Genomic DNA, 15,246 nt, shown 5'->3' on the forward strand with positions numbered 1-15,246 from the left:
ATGGGCGGCGCAGGCAAGCCTGAACGCACCGCGCGTCGTCCCGTTGGCTTTGCGACGCTCCTCGCTATTCCTGAATGCTTTCCAGATAGACCAGCAGCCCCGCCAGCACGCGCGGTGTCGGGGTCAGCACGCCGTCAATCTCCACCGGCACCAGATCCTGCGCCATCGCGCCGCCGAATTGCGGCATGACGCGCGCAAGGTGGGACTGCTCGGGGTCGCCATAGATATAGCTCAGCGCTCGCGCGGACGGGAACGTGCCGCCGTTGCGACGGCTTAGCGTGGTCAGATCGGCAGGCCTGGCTTGCAGCCCGTCGGCAAAGGCCCCGTTGCCCCGCCCCCGCGTGCCGTGACAGGCCACACAGTTGTCGGCAAAGAACGCCGCGCCGTCCGTCCGGTCGGGCATGACAGGATCGGTGCAGGCCACAAGCCCTGCCGCCATCAGTGCGAAAGCGGACGTGATTGATAGAAAACTGCGCATGGGGTCCTCACCTTAATGTTCTGCTCAATCTCGCCTGCCTTGCGCCGCCCTGCCATGATCCACATCAAGTTGCCCGCAAATTCCCCCGCGCAGACAGGGCCTCAGCCCTTGCCCTTCCACGGCACCAGAATCCGTTCGGCCCAGCGCATCAGCATGTCGATGCCAAAGCCGATGATGCCGATCAGGATGATCCCCATCAGCACGATGTCGGTGTCCTGAAACTTGGACGCCGCCACGATCATCTTGCCCACGCCCTTTTCCGCCGCCACCAGTTCGGCGGCCACAACGGTGCCCCAGCACACGCCCATCGCCACGCGCGCGGCGGTGAAAATCTCGGGCAACGAGTTGGGGATGATCACATGGCGCAGGATCTGCCACTTGCTGGCCCCCAGCGAATAGGCCGCGTGCACCTTGGTGATCTTTACCCCAGACACGCCCGACCGTGCACCGATGGCCATGATCCACAGCGCGGCCAGGAACAGCAGGATGATCTTGCCCTGTTCACCAATGCCCGCCCAGATGATCACCAGCGGGATCAACGCCAGCGGCGGCACCGGGCGCATGAATTCGACAATCGGATCGAACCAGCCGCGAAACCAGTTCGACAGGCCCATCGCATAGCCCAGCGGAATCCCCACCAGCGCGCCCAGCGCAAAGCCGACGATGACCCGAAACAGCGAATAGCTCAGGTGTTCGGCCAGCGTCACGTTCTGATAACCATCCGCGCTGACCGACACCAATCGCCGCCAGACGCTGTCGGGGGCCGGCAACCAGATGTTCTCCATCTGCCAACCCTGCCCCGGCTCGAAGTTCAGCGTGCCCTTGTCGGTCAGTGCCACGCGGCCAAAGCCCACGTCGACATCCGTATTGGCGTCAATCGCCCGACCGTCCACCGCGACAACCTTTGCGCCGTCCTTGCGGGTGACCGCGTCATTGGCATCCCAACTGATCAACTTTGACCGGTACGCCTGCACCTCGACACTGTCGTTCTGCACCGGGCCGGTGCCTGCGTCGAACTCTAACGGTGCGGGCTCTTCGCCCTGCCGGTAGACGGACACGAAAACGGTCGCATCGGCCTTGGCCCCGTCCGGACCTTCGATTGTATAGGTGAACCTGTCCTGCCCCACGAACGGCCCCGGCGCGTGCAACGGACCGGGCAGCCACCCCGATCCGGTGAACGCGCCCCAGATCACAAAAATCAGCACGATGGAAATCACCGACGCCGCCTTGTCCGAGACAACGGCACTTTCATCGCCAAACGTCACCGTTTTCAACGACCGGTAGTCACGCACGCGGCCCATCTGGGCGCGGATGAATGTCCAGATGACCATCGAAAGCAGGATCAGCGCCAGATAGCCCAGAATGAAAGGCAAAGCGCCCAGAACCGACAGGAACAACTGCGCCAGCTCGCCGCCAAGGTCTTGAAAAATTTGCAGCATGTCAGGCGCTCTCCTCGCTGCGGCCCATGATCTCTTCTTCCATGTTCCAGATCATGTTCAGAATCTCCTCGCGGGTGGGCGCATAGTCGGGATGTTTCTTGACCTCGCGCAGGTCGGCGCCCACACCCAGATCGGCAAAAGGCAGACGGTATTCCTTGTGAATGCGCCCCGGACGCGGCGCCATCACCACCAGACGCTCGCCCAGCAACAGCGCCTCTTCGACCGAATGGGTGATCAGGATGATGGTCTTGCCGGTTTCCTTCCACAGCTTCAGCACAAGGCTTTGCATCTTCTCGCGGGTCAGCGCGTCCAGCGCGCCCAGCGGTTCGTCCATCAGGATCACATCAGGGTCATTGGCCAGACAGCGGGCCAACGCCACACGCTGCTGCATCCCGCCCGACAGTTCATACACCATCTTGTCCTTGAAATCGTGCAGGCCCACGACGTTCAGCAAGTGTTCAACCGTCTTGCGGCTTTCGGCCTTGGGCGTGCCCTTCATATCCGGGCCAAAGCTGACATTCTCGCGCACGCTCATCCACTCGAACAGCGCGCCTTGCTGAAACACCATGCCGCGTTGCGCATCGGGGCCGTGCACCGGCACACCGTTCAGCCGCACCTCGCCTTCGGTCTGGGCCAGAAACCCCGCCACGATGTTCAAAAGCGTGGTCTTGCCACAGCCCGACGGCCCCAGCACGCTTAGCAGTTCGCCCTGTTTCAGATCCAGACTGACATCCTGCAGCGCTTGCACCGCGCCGCCGCCCGGCAGATCAAACCGCATGGACAGCTTGTCGATCACAAGTCCCGTCATGGTCATGGTCGCCCCCGTGTTGGTGTTCCTGTTGCCTATTTCGGCCCCATGGGCGGGGTTTGCCCCGCCTCGACTGTCAGCCGCCGCACGCCACATCGGGCGCGCGGCGGCCCGTGCCTTACATGTCTTTCGCGGATTGCAGCGGCCCGATGTTCACCGTGCCGGCATAGCTGTCCAGCGCCGACGGAATAGACCCCGCCTCGACAAACACGCCCGCGACACCCTTCATGAATGCCTGTGCGCGGCCTTCCAGCCACTTGTCGCTCAGCTGTTCATCCACGGTGGGGAACTTGAAGGTCGACAGGGTCGACATCGTGTCTTCCTCGCTCATGCCCGCATCCTTGGCGATCACCGGCAGCATCGTGGCATGGTTTGCCTCGTCCGCCCACATGGCGTTGGCCTTGGCCGTTACCGCCAGAAACTTGGCCACCATATCGCCGTTCTCGGCGACATAAGTTGCGGGGGCGGTCGTGGCGTCGAACACCAGAATGCCCAGCTCTTCCTTTTCCGCACCGGTCAGCAGCACATTGCCATGCTCTTTCATCCGGCGCAGCGCACCGCCCCAACCGCAGGCCATGTCCAACGACCCCTGGGCCAATGCGGCGGCCCCTTCGGCGGGGGCCATGTCGACGATCTCCATCGACGCAATATCAACGCCAAAGTGGTTCATCTGGCTGAGAAACCCGTAATGCGCCGCGGTGCCCAGCGGCACGGCAACTTTCTTGCCCGCCAGTTCGCCCGCGCTGTCCTTGTCGATTTCCAGCCCCGAGGCCACGACGCAGTTGTCGTTGTCCGAATAGGACACGGCCACATCGACGATCTGCAAATCCTGGCCGGCCGAAGTGGCCACGACAAAGGGCGGCACACCCTGACTGACCGAAAGCTGCACATCGCCCGAGGCCATCGCCGCACTCATCGCGGTGCCGGTATCAAAGCTGACCCAGTTGATCTTGGTGCCCATGGCGTCTTCGTACATGCCGGTTTCTTTGGCGTATTGAAACGGCATCGGCCATTCCAGGAAATAGGCCACGGTAATTTCGCCATGCCCTGCGGCCGTGGCGGTTTGCGCACCCGTCAGCATGGCGATTGCGGCGGTGGCACTCATCAATTTGGATTTAAATGTCATTGTCGTCTCCCGTTGCGCACCATTTTGCACGGCGCTTCGCGTTGTCCCGGCGGTCCGGCCGCCGCTTGGTCCGGTTGTTGCATCAAGCATCATCCGGCGCTGCCCAATCCCACTGCAATATCCCGCGCCGATCAATGTTTTTTCCAAGGGCGCTTGGCACACAGCAGATGGCGGTCCGAAATCGCAGATGTGTCAGAACCCCCTGAAATTGCGGCATTCCTATTTCCACCAGGACGGGTGTGCCCTGTCAGCACTGGCAAACTGGAATCATCTGTGCACCGCCACTGGCCCTATCGTGGCGTGCGTTTCTGCTGTTTTCTTCATCGTCAACGGGTGCACTATGTCTTACGTCACCCCATCCCCTCCTTATGCATTCCGAAAGGCCAGACAATGGACGGAACCTTTAACGAAAACGACCTAAGCCGTGTGGTCGAAGCCGACCGCAAAAACGTCTGGCACCACCTGATCCAGCACCAGCCTTTTGAAAGCGCGATCGACCCGCGCATCATCGTCGAGGGCAAGGGCATGAAGGTCTGGGACCAAAAGGGCAAAGAGCACCTTGATGCGGTGTCGGGCGGCGTCTGGACCGTCAACGTGGGCTATGGCCGCGAAAGCATCGCGGACGCCGTGCGCGACCAGTTGGTGAAACTGAACTATTTCGCAGGCTCTGCCGGGTCGATCCCCGGCGCATTGTTTGCCGAAAAGCTGCTGGATAAAATGCCCGGCCTTGACCGCATGTACTATTGCAACTCGGGGTCCGAGGCGAACGAGAAGGCGTTCAAGATGGTCCGCCAGATCGCGCACAAGAAATACGGCGGCAAGAAACACAAGGTTCTGTACCGCGACCGCGACTACCACGGCACCACCATCGCCTGCCTGTCGGCGGGTGGTCAGGACGAGCGCAACGCGCAATACGGCCCCTTCGTGCCCGGTTTCGTGCGCGTGCCGCATTGCCTGGAATACCGCGCCTTTGAACAGGACGGCGCACCGCAGGAAAACTACGGCGTCTGGGCTGCGGACCAGATCGAAAAGGTTATCCTGGCCGAAGGGCCCGACACCGTGGGCGCGCTGTGCCTTGAACCCGTGACCGCAGGTGGCGGCGTGATCACCCCGCCCGACGGCTATTGGGACCGCGTGCAGGAGATTTGCAAAAAATACGACATCCTGCTGCACATCGACGAAGTGGTCTGTGGCTTGGGCCGCACCGGCACATGGTTCGGCTACCAGCACTACGGCATTCAGCCCGACATGGTGACAATGGCCAAAGGCGTGGCCTCGGGTTATGCGGCGATTGCCTGCCTAGTGACCACCGAAGCGGTCTTTGACATGTTCAAGGACGACCCGTCGGACAAGCTGAACTATTTCCGCGACATCTCGACCTTTGGCGGCTGCACCGCAGGCCCCGCTGCGGCGATCGAGAACATGCGCATCATCGAGGACGAAAACCTGCTGGAGAACACCACGCAGATGGGCGCCTATATGCTGGACCAGTTGCACGCGCTGGCCGACAAACACGTCGTGATCGGCGATGTGCGCGGCAAGGGTCTGTTCCTGGGGGCGGAACTGGTGTCCGACCGCAACAGCCGTGCGCCTGCGGACGAGGCCAAGGTTCAGGCCGTCGTCGGCAACTGCATGGCGCAGGGCGTGATCATCGGGGCCACCAACCGGTCGCTGCCGGGCAAGAACAACAGCCTGTGCTTCTCGCCTGCGCTGATCGCGACCAAGGACGACATCAACCAGATCATCGCGGCCGTCGACAAAGCCTTGGGCGACGTGTTCGCCTGACGACATACCAATGATTTGGACCAAACGGGCGAAGGGAAACCTTTGCCCGTTTCGCGTTTCATACCCCTGCCCTGCTCGGCGCTTCTTCGCCTGCGCATCCGGTGCGCCGCTTGACGCCGTGCAACAATTCGCTACGTCTCATCATGTCTTGCCCGAACAGGACCGGTGGTATCTTGCGCCCCAAAGCCTTTTTTCACCGTATCGAAAAAATGTGGGAACCGTTTCTTCGGTAACTGCGTTCTCGTTTTAGAATTCAACAAGGGAAGACCATAATGAAAAAGCTTCTGATCGCCATTCCGCTGATCGCATCGCTGGCTGCTTGCGAATCCACCACGTCGAACACAACTGCCGCCGGCGCCCTGACCGGTGCTGCAATCGGCGCGACTGTTTCGGGCGGCAACGACAAGGTCAAAGGCGCGCTGATCGGCGCAGCAGTTGGCGGTGTCGCTGGCAACTACATCGGCAAAACGCAAAACGGCCAGTGTGTGTACCAACGTGCAGACGGCTCGCGTTACTACGCGTCGTGCCCGTAAGCTTTCCAAAAGCTTAAAGCACCCGAGTGACACTTCACATGTCCAAGCAAAGGCCCCGGTTTCGACCGGGGTCTTTTGCGTTTCAGCGATAGCGCCACATTGCCGCGCACGTAAGTCCAGTGTAATCCTGTGGCATGACAGTTCCGGTCGAAACATTTTTCCTGCACCCCGACGCCGAGGGGACGCTGCAAAGCCAGATCCAGCAGATGATTGCCCAAGGCATCCTGTCGGGCCGCTTTCAGCCCGGAGAAAAGCTGCCCTCGACCCGCAAACTGGCGCAACACCTTGGCATCAGCCGGATCACCGTCACCCTCAGCTATACCGAGCTTCTGGCCAACGACTACCTGACATCACGCGGGCGGTCGGGCTATTTCGTGTCTGAAACGGCACCGGTCCCGCCGGTTTTTGACGCCTTGCCCGACACGCCGGACGCGGTGGACTGGTCCCGCGCCATCGGCCAGCGGTTCTCGGGCGGACAGACGCCCACGAAGCCGCAGGATTGGGCGCACTACCGCTATCCGTTCATCTATGGTCAGGCCGATCCGACCCTGTTCGACCACGCCAACTGGCGGCTGTGCGCGATGCAAGCGCTGGGGCAACGCGACTTTGGGCCGATGACCACGGATTACTTCGATCAGGACGATCCCAAGCTGATCGAATTCATCGTGCGCCATTCGTTGCCCCGCCGGGGCATCACCGCCCGCCCCGAACAGGTGCTGATCACGCTGGGCGCGCAAAACGCGCTGTGGCTGACAACACAGGTGCTGCTGACCCAGCGCCGCCATGCGGCATTGGAAGAACCCTGCTATCACGCCCTGCACGATATCCTGAACCAGTCGCGCTGCAATCTGTCCCATGTGCGCGTCGATCAACACGGCCTGCCGCCCGACGCGATCCCGCCCGGCACCGATGTGATCTTTACCACGCCCAGCCACCAGTGCCCCACAACCGCCACCATGCCGATGGACCGCCGCCGCGCCCTGCTGGACCGCGCCGCCGAAATGGACGCGCTGATTGTCGAAGATGACTATGAATTCGAGATGTCCTTCCTCAAGGCACCCTCGCCGTCACTGAAGTCGATGGATGCGGACGGACGGGTGATCTATGTGGGCAGCTTTTCCAAATCGCTGTTTCCGGGGCTGCGGCTGGGTTATCTTGTCGGGTCCGAGCCGTTCATCCGCGAGGCCCGCGCGCTGCGCGCGTCGGTCCTGCGTCACCCGCCCGGGCACATCCAGCGCACCGTCGCCTATTTCCTGTCGCTGGGCCACTACGACGCGCTGGTCCGCAAGATGAGCATGACCCTGCACAAACGCCGCGACGTGATGCAACAGGCCATCGACGACACCGGCCTGACCATCGCAGGTCAGGGGGTGTCAGGTGGCTCGTCCTTCTGGATGCGCGCGCCGGCGTCGGTGGACACCACGCAACTGGCGCATTTGCTGAAAGCGCAAAGCGTGCTGATCGAACCGGGTGAATCCTTTTTCTCGGGCCCCGACCGCCCGCGCAATTTCTACCGGCTGGCCTATTCCTCGATCCCGTCCAGCCGGATCACCGAGGGCGTGTACCGGGTTGCGAACACGCTGGCGCATCTGGCCTGATCCGCCTGTCGCAACTGGCCCTAACCGCACCTGACGTGCAATCGTACTCTGCGACGAAACGCGGAATCATTCCCTTAACCTGCCGGAGCCCCTTGCCATGAAAATGACGACCGAAGAAGCATTTGTAAAAACACTGCAAGCGCACGGCATCGAACACGCCTTTGGCATCATCGGCTCGGCCATGATGCCGATCTCGGACCTGTTCCCGCAGGCAGGCATCACCTTCTGGGACTGCGCGCACGAAGGGTCGGCCGGCATGATGTCCGACGGCTACACCCGCGCCACCGGCAAGATGTCGATGATGATCGCGCAGAACGGCCCCGGCATCACCAACTTTGTCACCGCCGTGAAAACCGCATACTGGAACCACACGCCGCTGTTGCTGGTCACTCCGCAGGCCGCGAACAAGACCATCGGTCAGGGCGGCTTTCAGGAAGTCGAGCAGATGAAACTGTTCGAAGACATGGTCGCCTATCAGGAAGAGGTCCGCGACCCGTCCCGCGTGGCCGAGGTGCTGACCCGCGTCATCGCCAAGGCCAAGCGTTTGTCCGGCCCTGCGCAGTTGAACATTCCGCGCGATTTCTGGACGCAGGTGATCGACATCGACATTCCCGAACCCATCGAGTTCGAACAATCCTCGGGCGGCGAAAATTCAGTGGCCGCCGCCGCTGCACTGTTGTCGGGCGCCAAGAACCCCGTAATCCTGAACGGCGCCGGCGTGGTCCTGTCCAAGGGCGGGATCGCCGCGTCCAAAGAGCTGGCCGAGCGGCTGGATGCGCCGGTCTGCGTCGGCTACCAGCACAACGACGCCTTTCCCGGATCGCACCCGTTGTTTGCGGGGCCGCTGGGGTACAACGGGTCCAAGGCGGGGATGGAACTGATCAAGGACGCCGACGTGGTGCTGTGCCTGGGCACACGGCTGAACCCGTTTTCCACCTTGCCGGGCTATGGCATGGACTATTGGCCCACGAACGCCAAAATCATTCAGGTCGACATCAACCCCGACCGCATCGGTCTGACCAAAAAGGTCACCGTGGGCATCATCGGGGACGCGGCCAAGGTGGCCAAGGGCATCCTGTCGCAACTGTCCGATGACGCAGGCGATGCAGGCCGCGCCGACCGCAAGGCGCGCATTTCACAGGCCAAATCCACCTGGGCACAGCAACTGTCCAGCATGGACCACGAAGACGACGACGAAGGCACCACATGGAACCAGCGCGCCCGCGCCGACAAGCCCGATTGGATGAGCCCGCGCATGGCGTGGCGCGCGATCCAGTCCGCCCTGCCGCGCAACGCGATCATCAGCTCGGACATCGGCAACAACTGCGCCATCGGCAACGCCTATCCCGACTTTGACGACGGGCGCAAATACCTGGCCCCCGGTCTGTTCGGCCCCTGCGGCTATGGCCTGCCCGCCATCGTCGGCGCCAAGATCGGCCAGCCCGATGTGCCGGTCGTGGGCTTTTCCGGCGACGGTGCGTTCGGCATCGCAGTGAACGAGCTGACCGCGATCGGCCGGGGCGAATGGCCCGCGATCACCCAAGTGGTGTTCCGCAACTATCAATGGGGCGCGGAAAAGCGGAACTCGACCCTGTGGTTCGACGACAACTTTGTCGGCACCGAACTGGACACCGACGTGTCCTATGCAGGCATTGCGCAGGCCTGCGGGTTGCAAGGTGTCGTGGCGCGCACGATGGAAGAATTGACCGCCGCCCTGACCAAAGCCGTCGAAGACCAGATGAACGGCAAGACCACCCTGATCGAGGCGATGATCAATCAGGAACTGGGCGAACCCTTCCGCCGCGATGCGATGAAAAAACCGGTGTCGGTCGCCGGTGTGTCCAAGGCCGACATGCGCCCGCAATCGGTCTAAGGCATGTCCGACGCGCAAGTCCTTGTGATCAACGCAGGGTCGTCTTCGATCAAGACGGCCCTGTTTGATGCAAATCTGCGCGAAACCCTGCGGATCGAGGCCGCGGGCATCGGCACGCAGGGCAGCATTCGCGTCGGCGACGGGACACGGCACGATCTGGCCTTGCCCGATCACACCGCCGCCCTTGCCGCGATTTTCGACGCGCTGTCCGGTGCCGGAATACAGCCCCAGACCTTGCGCGCGGCGGCGCACCGCGTGGTGCATGGCGGCGCCGGGCTGACAGCCTCGGCGCGGATCACGCCCGCGATCCGCGCCGCCATTTCGGACGCCGTGCCGCTGGCCCCGCTGCACAACCCGCACCACCTGTCCGCCATCGACGCGGTGCAGGCGCTTGTGCCCGGCCTGCCGCAATTCGCCACCTTTGACACGGCCTTTCACGCGACCAACCCCGCCGTCGCACGCCGCTATGCGCTGCCCGATGTGCCCGCCACGGCGAACCTGCAACGCTATGGCTTTCACGGCACCAGCTATGCCGCACTGGTTCACGGGTTCGAACAGGCCACCGGCACGCCATTGCCGCACCGTCTGCTGGCCCTGCACCTGGGCAACGGCGCATCGCTGTGCGCCATACGCGACGGACAATCCGTGGCCACCACCATGGGCTTTTCGCCCCTCAGCGGCCTGACCATGGGCACCCGCGCGGGCGAGATCGACGCAGGCGCGGTGTTGCATCTGGTGAACACGCTGGGCGCAGATGCCGCGACGCACATGCTCTATCACGACAGCGGGCTGCTGGGTCTGTCCGGCCTTAGCGCCGACATGCGCACGCTGGAACAAAGCACTTCGCCACAGGCGCAATTTGCCCGCGACCACTTCTGCTATTGGATCGCGCGACAGGCTGGTGCGATGATTGCCGCAATGCAAGGCATCGACGGCATCGCCTTTACCGGCGGCATCGGCGAGAACGACGCCGCTATCAGGAATAATGTTCTTGCACAGCTATCGTGGTTGGGAAATATTCCCGCTTGGGTGATCCCCGCCGCCGAAGAACAACAGATCGCCCGCGACGCCATCACGTTGCTGAAGGACCACAAGAATGCCCCATAAGCAGCCCGCGCTGGACCTGTCGCCCAAGGTCTCGGACGAGGTCCGCAAAACCACCTGCTACATGTGCGCCTGCCGCTGCGGCATCAATGTGCACATGAAGACAGGCGAGGACGGCAAGAAACGGGTCGCCTATATCGAAGGCAACCGCGACCATCCGGTGAACAAGGGCGTGCTGTGCGCCAAAGGCTCGGCCGGCATCATGCAGCACAACGCCCCCGCCCGCCTGCGCGCCCCGTTGAAACGCATCGGCCCGCGCGGATCGGGCGAATTCGAGGAAATCAGCTGGGACGAGGCGCTGGAGATCGCCAGCGGCTGGCTGGCACCGATCCGCCGCGACAATCCCGAAAAGCTGGCGTTCTTCACCGGGCGCGACCAGTCGCAATCGTTCACCTCCTTCTGGGCGCAGAACTTTGGCACGCCCAACTATGCGGCGCACGGCGGGTTCTGTTCGGTCAACATGGCGGCGGCCGGCATCTACACCATGGGCGGCGCGTTCTGGGAATTCGGTCAGCCCGACTGGGACCACACCAAGTTGTTCATGCTGTTCGGCGTCGCCGAAGACCACGACAGCAACCCGATCAAGATGGGCATAGGCAAGATCAAGGCACGCGGCGCGCGGGTGATCGGGGTGAACCCGATCCGCACCGGCTACAACGCCGTGGCCGATGACTGGGTTGGCATCACCCCGGGCACCGACGGGTTGTTCATCATGGCGCTGATCCATTGCCTGATGAAGGCGGGCAAGATTGATCTGGACTATCTGGCGCAGTTCACCAACGCGCCCTGCCTTGTGAACAGCGATGAAAAGTCACCCGAATTCGGCCTGCTGCTGCGCGACGAAAACGGCAAGGAACTGGTGATCGACCGCACTACCGGCAAGCCGGCCCCCTTTGACCAAAAGGGCGTGCGCCCTGATCTGGCCGCCACCCACCGCGCGGCGGGGGTCACCCACCGGCCTGTCATGCACCTGATGGCCGAACGCTACCTGTCCGACGACTACGCCCCCGAGGCCGTGGCCGACCGCACCGGCATTCCCGCGCCGCGCATCCGCGCCATTGCATCCGAACTGGCCCGCGTCGCCTTTGACGAGGCGTTCGAGCTGGACCACGCATGGACCGACTTCCGTGGTGAGACCCACACAAAAATGACAGGCCGCCCCGTCAGCTTTCATGCCATGCGCGGGATCAGCGCCCACGCCAACGGGTTCCAGACCTGTCGCGCGCTGCATGTGTTGCAGATCATCCTTGGCACGGTCGAGGTGCCGGGCGGCTTCCGGTTCAAACCACCCTATCCCAAACCGGCCACGGCCCACCCGAAACCGCATTGCAAAACCACCTGCAACGGCCCGCTGGACGGCCCGCACCTGGGCTTTGTCCAAGGGCCTGACGATCTGGCCCTGAAGCCCGACGGCACCGCCGCGCGCATCGACAAGGCGTTCACATGGGACAACCCGATGTCGGCGCACGGGCTAATGCACATGGTAATCTCGAACGCCCATGCGGGTGACCCGTACAAGATCGACACGCTGTTCCTGTACATGGCCAACATGGCGTGGAATTCGTCGATGAACACACGCGGTGTGATCGACATGCTGACCGACACGGATGCCAACGGCGATTACGTGATCCCGCGCATCATCTATTCGGATGCGTACAGTTCCGAGATGGTCGCCTATGCCGATCTGATCCTGCCCGACACCACCTATCTGGAACGCCACGACTGTATCTCCTTGCTGGACCGTCCGATCTGCGAGGCGGATGCCGCCGCCGATGCGATCCGCTGGCCCGTGGTCGAACCCGACCGCGACGTGCGCGGGTTCCAGTCGGTGCTGTGCGATCTGGGCGCGCGGCTGAACCTGCCCGGCTTTGTCACCGAAGACGGCGCACAGAAATACGCCGATTACGCCGACTATATAACCAACCACGAACGCCGCCCCGGCATCGGCCCGCTGGCAGGCTGGCGCGTGGGTGAAAACGGTCTGACCGCAGGGCGCGGCGCGCCAAATGCCAGCCAGATCGACACCTATATCGAAAACGGCGGCTTTTTTGTCGAACACATCCCGCAGGGGGCGAACTACTACAAACCGTGGAACATGGCCTATCAGAACTGGGCCGTGGGCATGGGCCTGTTCGACGCGCCGCAGCCCTATCTGTTCTCGCTCTATGTCGAGCCGCTGCGCCGGTTCCAACTGGCCGCCGAAGGCCACGGCGACCGCCAGCCGCCCGACCACCTGCGCGACCGCATCCGCCGCACGATGGACCCGCTGCCGATCTGGTACGACCCCTCGGGCGACAACCGCGCCGACGCATATCCGATCACCGCCCTGACCCAGCGCCCGATGGCGATGTATCATTCCTGGGGCAGTCAGAACGCTTGGCTGCGGCAGTTGCACGGGCACAACCCGCTGTACCTGCCGACCAACCTGATGCGCGACCACGACCTGAAGGATGGCGACTGGGCCACTGTCACCTCGCCCCACGGCGAGATTACCGTGCCGGTGCTGGAAATGGCGGCGCTGAACCCCAACACGGTCTGGACGTGGAACGCCATCGGCAAGCGCAAGGGCGCATGGGCGCTGGACAAGGACGCACCCGAGGCAACCAAGGGGTTCCTGCTGAACCACCTGATCCACGAGCTGCTGCCGCCCAAGGGCGACGGGTTGCGCTGGGCCAACTCCGACCCTGTGACTGGACAGGCCGCGTGGTTCGACCTGAAGGTGCGCATCGCCAAGGCCGCGCCGCAGGATCAGTCGAAACCGGTCATGGACCCGATCAAATCGCCCGTGGGTCAGGGGCCGGACAGATTGGCATGGAAGGTGGGCAAATGACGCAACTTCCCGAAAAAACCGAACGCAAACTGGGACTTGTGATCGACCTTGATACCTGCGTCGGCTGCCATGCCTGCGTGATCTCGTGCAAGGGCTGGAACACCGAAAACTACGGCGCGCCCCTGTCCGATCAGGACCCCTATGGCGCGGCCCCCTCCGGCACCTTCCTGAACCGCGTGCACAGCTACGAGGTGCAGCCGCTGGCCACCTCGGCCAAGGTCCAGCCGCCCGCGCAACTGATCCACTTTCCCAAATCCTGCCTGCACTGCGAGGACGCGCCCTGCGTCACCGTCTGCCCCACCGGCGCCAGCTACAAGCGGGTCGAGGATGGCATCGTTCTGGTCAACGAAAGCGACTGCATCGGTTGTGGCCTGTGCGCCTGGGCCTGCCCTTACGGCGCGCGTGAAAAGGACGAGGCCGAGGGCGTGATGAAGAAATGCACCCTGTGTGTCGACCGCATCTATAACGAGAACCTTGAAGAGGTGGACCGCATCCCGACCTGCGTGCGCACCTGCCCGTCAGGCGCGCGCCACTTTGGCGACTTTGCCGATCCCGACAGCCATGTGTCGCGGCTGACGGCGGAACGGGGCGGCATGGACCTGATGCCGGAAATGGGCACCAGGCCGGTCAACAAATATCTGCCCCCACGGCCCAAGGATGCCCTGCCCGAGATTGACGTGCTGGCCCCCTACCTTGCCCCTGTCGACGACGCTCCGGGCGGTTTTCTGGGCTGGCTCGACAAGACGTTGGAGAAGCTCTGAGATGCATCCGGCACCGTCTGTCATTCTCTTCACCACCTTCTCGGGGCTGGGCTTTGGCCTGTTGGCATGGCTTGGCTTGGGCTTTCCGGCGGTCACGGGTCTGACCGCCTTTGTGTTTTTCACCATCGCCTATGTCTGCGCGGTGGGCGGGCTGATGGCCTCGGCCTTTCACCTGGGTCGGCCTGAACGTGCGCTGAAAGCGTTCACGCAATGGCGCACCAGCTGGCTGAGCCGCGAGGCGGTGATGTCGGTGGCCGCACTTCTGGTGATGGGCGTCTATGCCATCGGCACGATCTTTTTCGCCACGGCCCTGCCGTTGGTCGGGGCCTTGGGGGCGGTCTTGTCGCTGCTGACGGTGTTCACAACGTCGATGATCTACACCCAACTGAAAACCGTGCCGCGCTGGCACACGCCGCTGACGCCGGTGATGTTTCTGGCGATGGCCGTGGCTGGCGGGGCGTTGCTGGCGGGGCAGACCACTGCGGCGGTGATCTTGCTGTTGCTGGCAGGGGGCGCGCTTGTTGCTACGTGGGTGCACGGCGACGGCGCGTTCGCGCGGTCGGGCACGACGCTGGCCACGGCAACAGGGCTGGGCACCATCGGCACGCCCCGCGCGTTTGAACCGCCGCACACCGGCACCAACTATCTGCTGCGCGAGTTTGTTTTCGTCGTCGGGCGCAAGCACGGGATGAAACTACGCATCATCGCCTTTGTGCTGGCGATAGTCCTGCCGGTGATCCTGCTGCTGGTGCCGTTTTCGCACTGGCTGGCGCTGGTCGCGGTGCTGAGCCATGTGGCGGGGGTGCTGGTGGCGCGCTGGTTGTTCTTTGCGCAGGCCGAGCATGTGGTCGGGCTGTACTACGGGAAACGATAAAGGGGCCGCAGATTGCAGCCCCTTGTTTGAATTTCTC

At 63.0% G+C, this 15,246-nt stretch carries 12 protein-coding genes; 8 read left to right on the top strand and 4 right to left on the bottom strand.

The window, feature by feature from the left end; all coding sequences use genetic code 11:
• Positions 1–64: 64 nt before the first annotated feature.
• From AAC077_RS08140 to AAC077_RS08155, 4 genes are all read right to left on the bottom strand, one after another.
• Positions 65–478: a c-type cytochrome gene (locus AAC077_RS08140; RefSeq protein WP_339768374.1), complete on the bottom strand. Its 414-nt coding sequence runs from the start codon at positions 476–478 to the stop codon at positions 65–67.
• 101 nt (positions 479–579) lie between these two features.
• Entirely contained in the window at positions 580–1,809 is a 1,230-nt protein-coding gene (locus AAC077_RS08145; protein ID WP_339769480.1) for an ABC transporter permease, read from the bottom strand.
• Between the two features lie 109 nt (positions 1,810–1,918).
• Positions 1,919–2,725, bottom strand: coding sequence for an ABC transporter ATP-binding protein (locus tag AAC077_RS08150; protein WP_339769482.1), 807 nt, complete (start codon positions 2,723–2,725; stop codon positions 1,919–1,921).
• Positions 2,726–2,843: 118 nt separating this feature from the next.
• Positions 2,844–3,851, bottom strand: a complete 1,008-nt coding sequence (locus tag AAC077_RS08155) for an ABC transporter substrate-binding protein (protein WP_339768375.1) — start codon at positions 3,849–3,851, stop codon at positions 2,844–2,846.
• A 390-nt stretch (positions 3,852–4,241) separates the two neighbouring features.
• Between AAC077_RS08155 and AAC077_RS08160 the strand changes: the two genes are divergently transcribed.
• From AAC077_RS08160 to AAC077_RS08195, 8 genes are all read left to right on the top strand, one after another.
• Positions 4,242–5,636 carry an aminotransferase class III-fold pyridoxal phosphate-dependent enzyme gene (locus AAC077_RS08160; protein ID WP_339768377.1) on the top strand — a complete coding sequence of 465 codons (1,395 nt, stop codon included), beginning with the start codon at positions 4,242–4,244 and terminating at the stop codon, positions 5,634–5,636.
• Positions 5,637–5,908: 272 nt separating this feature from the next.
• Positions 5,909–6,169, top strand: coding sequence for a glycine zipper 2TM domain-containing protein (locus tag AAC077_RS08165; protein ID WP_028957055.1), 261 nt, complete (start codon positions 5,909–5,911; stop codon positions 6,167–6,169).
• Positions 6,170–6,303: 134 nt separating this feature from the next.
• On the top strand, positions 6,304–7,767 hold the full coding sequence (locus AAC077_RS08170) for a PLP-dependent aminotransferase family protein (RefSeq protein ID WP_339768380.1): 1,464 nt from the start codon (positions 6,304–6,306) through the stop codon (positions 7,765–7,767).
• 97 nt (positions 7,768–7,864) lie between these two features.
• A complete protein-coding gene (xsc, locus tag AAC077_RS08175) occupies positions 7,865–9,640 on the top strand; it encodes a sulfoacetaldehyde acetyltransferase (protein WP_339768382.1) in 1,776 nt (591 codons plus the stop codon).
• Positions 9,641–9,643: 3 nt separating this feature from the next.
• Entirely contained in the window at positions 9,644–10,747 is a 1,104-nt protein-coding gene (locus AAC077_RS08180; RefSeq protein WP_339768384.1) for an acetate/propionate family kinase, read from the top strand.
• Positions 10,737–13,574, top strand: a complete 2,838-nt coding sequence (locus AAC077_RS08185; RefSeq protein ID WP_339768386.1) for a molybdopterin oxidoreductase family protein — start codon at positions 10,737–10,739, stop codon at positions 13,572–13,574. The genes AAC077_RS08180 and AAC077_RS08185 overlap by 11 nt, the downstream gene beginning before the upstream one ends.
• Positions 13,571–14,335 carry a 4Fe-4S dicluster domain-containing protein gene (locus AAC077_RS08190; RefSeq protein WP_339768387.1) on the top strand — a complete coding sequence of 255 codons (765 nt, stop codon included), beginning with the start codon at positions 13,571–13,573 and terminating at the stop codon, positions 14,333–14,335. The genes AAC077_RS08185 and AAC077_RS08190 overlap by 4 nt, the downstream gene beginning before the upstream one ends.
• A gap of 1 nt (position 14,336) precedes the next feature.
• Positions 14,337–15,209 carry a DmsC/YnfH family molybdoenzyme membrane anchor subunit gene (locus AAC077_RS08195; RefSeq protein WP_339768388.1) on the top strand — a complete coding sequence of 291 codons (873 nt, stop codon included), beginning with the start codon at positions 14,337–14,339 and terminating at the stop codon, positions 15,207–15,209.
• The last annotated feature ends 37 nt before the right edge of the window (positions 15,210–15,246 follow it).

This window comes from uncultured Pseudosulfitobacter sp. (assembly GCF_963976325.1).
Taxonomy (GTDB): Bacteria; Pseudomonadota; Alphaproteobacteria; order Rhodobacterales; family Rhodobacteraceae; genus Pseudosulfitobacter.

Bases quoted from the DNA above. Each gene is read 5' to 3' on its own strand.
- AAC077_RS08140 (WP_339768374.1), bottom strand. From the start codon at position 478: ATGCGCAGTTTTCTATCAATCACGTCCGCTTTCGCACTGATGGCGGCA.
- AAC077_RS08145 (WP_339769480.1), bottom strand. From the start codon at position 1,809: ATGGTCATCTGGACATTCATCCGCGCCCAGATGGGCCGCGTGCGTGAC.
- AAC077_RS08150 (WP_339769482.1), bottom strand. From the start codon at position 2,725: ATGACGGGACTTGTGATCGACAAGCTGTCCATGCGGTTTGATCTGCCG.
- AAC077_RS08155 (WP_339768375.1), bottom strand. From the start codon at position 3,851: ATGACATTTAAATCCAAATTGATGAGTGCCACCGCCGCAATCGCCATG.
- AAC077_RS08160 (WP_339768377.1), top strand. From the start codon at position 4,242: ATGGACGGAACCTTTAACGAAAACGACCTAAGCCGTGTGGTCGAAGCC.
- AAC077_RS08165 (WP_028957055.1), top strand. From the start codon at position 5,909: ATGAAAAAGCTTCTGATCGCCATTCCGCTGATCGCATCGCTGGCTGCT.
- AAC077_RS08170 (WP_339768380.1), top strand. From the start codon at position 6,304: ATGACAGTTCCGGTCGAAACATTTTTCCTGCACCCCGACGCCGAGGGG.
- xsc (WP_339768382.1), top strand. From the start codon at position 7,865: ATGAAAATGACGACCGAAGAAGCATTTGTAAAAACACTGCAAGCGCAC.
- AAC077_RS08180 (WP_339768384.1), top strand. From the start codon at position 9,644: ATGTCCGACGCGCAAGTCCTTGTGATCAACGCAGGGTCGTCTTCGATC.
- AAC077_RS08185 (WP_339768386.1), top strand. From the start codon at position 10,737: ATGCCCCATAAGCAGCCCGCGCTGGACCTGTCGCCCAAGGTCTCGGAC.
- AAC077_RS08190 (WP_339768387.1), top strand. From the start codon at position 13,571: ATGACGCAACTTCCCGAAAAAACCGAACGCAAACTGGGACTTGTGATC.
- AAC077_RS08195 (WP_339768388.1), top strand. From the start codon at position 14,337: ATGCATCCGGCACCGTCTGTCATTCTCTTCACCACCTTCTCGGGGCTG.